This window comes from Streptomyces calidiresistens (genome assembly GCF_014141525.1).
In the GTDB taxonomy this organism is placed as follows: domain Bacteria; phylum Actinomycetota; class Actinomycetes; order Streptomycetales; family Streptomycetaceae; genus Streptomyces; species Streptomyces calidiresistens.
The window spans coordinates 1-3278 of the sequence record NZ_VKHS01000636.1 but is presented as its reverse complement, the minus strand read 5'-3'; the positions used below and the strand labels follow the sequence as shown (position 1 = coordinate 3278).

The 3278-nt window shown below is 78.0% G+C and carries 3 protein-coding genes; 2 read left to right on the top strand and 1 reads right to left on the bottom strand.

From position 1 onward, the window contains the following. The coding region (locus FOE67_RS20770; RefSeq protein ID WP_182666357.1) for a BadF/BadG/BcrA/BcrD ATPase family protein at positions 1-1018 on the top strand (1018 nt) is incomplete at its 5' end. 180 nt (positions 1019-1198) lie between these two features. Continuing rightward, positions 1199-2086 (top strand): sirohydrochlorin chelatase, encoded by an 888-nt coding sequence (locus tag FOE67_RS20765; RefSeq protein WP_182666356.1) that lies wholly within the window; start codon positions 1199-1201, stop codon positions 2084-2086. 184 nt (positions 2087-2270) lie between these two features. Here FOE67_RS20765 and FOE67_RS20760 read toward each other — a convergent pair. Then, a partial coding sequence (locus tag FOE67_RS20760) for an FUSC family protein (protein WP_182666355.1) occupies positions 2271-3278 on the bottom strand: 1008 nt, incomplete at its 5' end.

The window sequence follows — 3278 nt, the reverse complement described above, 5'->3', positions numbered from 1 at the left end:
CGGGAGGGGAACGGACGCCGGGGAACCACCGATCCGGGTGGGCGAACCGGTCACCGGCCCGCCCGTGCGCATCGACGGGGAGGGCATCGGGGCCGCGGAGCTCGTGTCCCGGGTGGTCTCCGCCGGGCGGGACCTGCTGGCCCGGGCGGGGGCTCCCCGCGACGCGGTTCCGGCGGCCGTCTGCGTGGGGGCCGCGGGATTCGCGACGCTCGGCGCCGCCCTGCGCCGTGACCTGCCCCGGCTGGTGGGGGTCGGTCCCGCCGCCGGTGGGGGCCCGGCCCCCGGGGCGCGCTGGGTACTGGCCGCCGACGCCGTCACCGGCTACGCGGGCGCGCTGGGCGAGCGGCCCGGAGTGGTGGTCGCCGCGGGCACCGGCATGATCGCCCTGGGCACGGATCTGCGCGAATGGCGTCGGGCCGACGGGTGGGGGCACCTGCTCGGCGACTGCGGAAGCGGCGCCTGGATCGGCCGCGCCGGACTGGAGGCCGCGCTGCGCGCCCGCGACGGTCGTCCCGGCGGTTCCGCGGAGTTGCTGCGCGAGGCCGAGGAACTGTTCGGACCGGCCGGTGACCTCCCCGCCCGGCTCTACCCGCGCCCGGATCGCGCCGCCGTGCTCGCCTCCTTCGCCCCCGCCGTCGCCCGCTGTGCGGCCGGGCCGATCCCCGACCCGCGGGCCCGGGGGATCATGGGCGAGGCGGCACGGGAAATCGCCGCCACCGCCGCGGCGGCCCTGCCGGAATCGCTCCGGCACCGCGACGGCGGCACCACCGGGGCCCCCGCGCCCGTGCTGGCCCTGACGGGCGGTCTGCCCCGCTTGGGAAGCACGCTCACCGGGCCGTTGCGGGAGGAACTCGCGCGCCGGTTGCCGGGGGTGCGGGAGGTGCCCCCGGCGGGGGATCCCCTGGACGGCGCGCTGCTGTTGGCCGACCGCGCGGCGGCGGGCGGCCCCGTCCTGCCCGGGGCCGCGGGCCTGTTGGAGACGCGAATCCTCCCACCGGCCCCTCCCGGTGACCGCTGAGAACCCCGGAGGGACGGGAGGGTCGGGACCCTCCCGGGTCGGCCCCGGAGGGGTCGGAACGCCCTCTCCCGCGCGACGGATTCACGAATCACCACATTCCCCCACCAAGGGGCGGTGGAGCGCAAGAGGGAGCCGACCCGGTCGAACAGAGCGCGCGCCCGGGCATTAACATGCGGCGATATGAGCACCCCCACTGGGCCGGCGTCGGGCCTGCCCGTACGAATGCCGCGACCGCGCCAGCCGGGACGTCACCGCCGCCCCGAGCCGGTGAGCGCCCCGGAAGGGGCGCCGGTCCTGGTCCTGGCGGTACCCGGTACCCCGTCCCCGGCGAGTCGTTCCCTCGCCGAGGAAGTGGTCAGCATCGCCCGCGCCGACCTTCCCGGGCTGAACGCCCGCATCGGTTTCGCGGAGGGCGAGGGTGACGAGTTCCCCGGTCTGCGGGAGGTGCTGAGCCGGGTCGCGGCCGAGCGCCCGGAGTCCGGTGACGAGGCGCCCCCGGCCGTGGTGGTGCCGCTGCTGGCCGGCCCGGACAGCGCGCAGCTGCGCCTGATCCGACAGGCCGTGGTCGGCAGCGGGTCGGGCGCCGAGCTGACCGATGTCCTCGGGCCGCACCCGCTGCTGGCCGAGGCCGTGCACGTGCGCCTGTCCGAGGCGGGCCTGGCCCGCGCCGACCGGGCGCGGCTGTTCACCGTCGCCACGGCCGCCGACGGCATCATCCTCGCCACCGTGGGCGGGGACGAGGCCGTGCAGGCCGCCGGCATCACCGGCATGCTGCTCTCCGCGCGTCTGGCCGTGCCGGTGCTGGCCACCGCGGTGGACAGCGACGGCGCCATAGCGGCCACCGCCCGGCAGCTGCTGGAGTCGGGGTCGCGCCAGTTGGCCCTGGCCCCCTGCCTGATCGGCCCGGAGGTCCCCGACGGGCTGCTGGCCGCCGCCGCCGAGGAGGCGGGATGCTCCGCCTCCGAACCGCTGGGCTCCTACCCTGCCATCGGCAAGCTGGTGCTCTCGGCCTACGCGGGGAAGATCGGCCTGAACCCGAACCCGCAGCAGGCGGCATCCGTCCGCTGACCCGCCTCGAGGGGGCCCGGTGGGCGACGGTCACGGCCGTTGCCCACCGGGCCCCGCGCGTTCGGTGGCCGGCGGACGGAGAGGCCGCCCGCCGCGTGGGGGCGGGCGACGCCCCGGTCGACCGGCACCCGCCCGGGTCCGGGCAGGGCGCCCCGGCCCCGGGCGGGAGGGCGGCCGAGGTCGGTCAGGCCGTGCCCAGCGGGGTGCGCGGAGAGGCCCGGAGCGGTTCGGCGAGCCGGCGCACGGTGGCCTCCAGACCGTGCAGGTGGGTCAGGGCCGGGTGATGGTCGCGGCGGTCCCCCGCCCCCGTCCCCCCGTCGGGCGCGCGCCGGGCCCGGGGCTGCCGTGCCGGCCCCGCGGGCGGCGGGACCGGCACGGTGCGCATGGCCTCCGCCACCCGATCGCAGGCCTCCACGAGCCGGGCGTCGGCCGCGCTTCCCGGTGCGGCGGCCAGTCGGGTCAGGGCACGGACCCGCTCGGCGCACTCGTCGAGCAGGGTCGTCACCTCACGGGCCCGGGCACGTCGGGCCCGCAGCGGGTTGAGCGGGTGCAGGAGCGGGGCCAGTGAGAGACGGGCCCGGTCGAGGAGGGGCTCCAGTTCGGCGACCCGGCGGGCGGGATCGGCACCGGGGTCACCGGCCAGCCGGCGGGTGGCCTCGCGGGCCGCGCCGTGCACGGCCTCCAGCGCCAGCAGGATCCAGCCGTGGGTGGCCGCGTGGGTGGTGACCGGCAGCACCAGGGCCACCGCGAGGGCGGCGGCCAGCGCGCCCACCCCGGTCTCCAGCAGGCGCATCGCCAGCAGGCCGGCGCTGAGTTCGCCGAGGAGACCGTAGAGCAACCCCACCAGGACGGTGACCGCGAACATCATCCAGGAGTAGGAGACCGGCGCGGCGTAGAAGATGCCGAAGACGCAGACGGCCGCGAGCAGCGCCGTCGGCCAGGGGGCGCCGTCGAGCGGGAGGGCCAGGAGAACGCCCGCCACCACGCCGAGGACGGTGCCCAGGACCCGTCGGAAACCGCGCACCAGGGTCTCGCCCCGGGAGGCCGTGTTGACGAAGATCCACCAGGCCGCGCCCACCGCCCAGTACCAGCGCTCCGGGGAGAGGGGGATCCCCGCGGCCAGGGCCACGGCGCAGGCGACGGTGGCCTGATGGGCCTGGCGGGTGGTGGGTCGCAGACGTCCGGGATACCT

Coding starts and splice junctions, on each gene's coding strand:
- FOE67_RS20765 (WP_182666356.1), top strand. CDS start 1,199: ATGAGCACCCCCACTGGGCCGGCGTCGGGCCTGCCCGTACGAATGCCG.